The 527-nt window shown below is 39.3% G+C and carries 2 protein-coding genes; both read left to right on the top strand.

What is annotated here, in order from left to right; translation table 11 throughout:
• A partial coding sequence (locus AC2JBO_RS45130; RefSeq protein ID WP_496960118.1) for a hypothetical protein occupies positions 1 to 216 on the top strand: 216 nt, incomplete at its 5' end.
• 94 nt (positions 217 to 310) lie between these two features.
• Positions 311 to 527: DUF6932 family protein (locus AC2JBO_RS45125; RefSeq protein WP_496960117.1), on the top strand; the 217-nt coding region annotated here is incomplete at its 3' end.

The following is a 527-nucleotide window of genomic DNA, read 5'->3' as shown; positions in this document are numbered from 1 at the left end:
AGTAGGGTGCGTAACAGCCATTACAAACCTCAACACAAACGAAAATTAACCTGCTGTTACGCACCATCAACAAATAACATACAACGGCGCCATTCAAAAGCACCATCAACAAATAATATACAACGGCGCCTGCTGTTACGCACCATCGATAATCAATATATAACGGCGCCTGGTTGTTTTAAATTGTTGTTGGTGCGTGATGCCATTAAATTGTGATGTTATTTGAGGGTTTATTTTAGCATCACAGCACCCTACCATAAATATTTACCTTAATAGCAGATAATTAAAATGTTTGTTACGGTGTGAGTTGATGATTCCCGACTTTGATGAAAATGGTAATTTACCACCAGGAGTACATTGGGCTGAATGGAATGAGTTTGAAGATAGATTTGGTTACAACAGGCGCCGTAAGCTATTAATCGAAGGTTTAGAAATGGCGATGCTTTCTTTACAGGCAGCAGGGTGTAGAGTAATTTACATAAACGGCAGCTTTACGACAAGTAAATCTGACCCAGTTGACTTTGATG

The organism is Calothrix sp. CBUCES-K 9914 (assembly GCF_059640475.1).
This window is presented reverse-complemented; position numbering and strand designations above follow the sequence as displayed.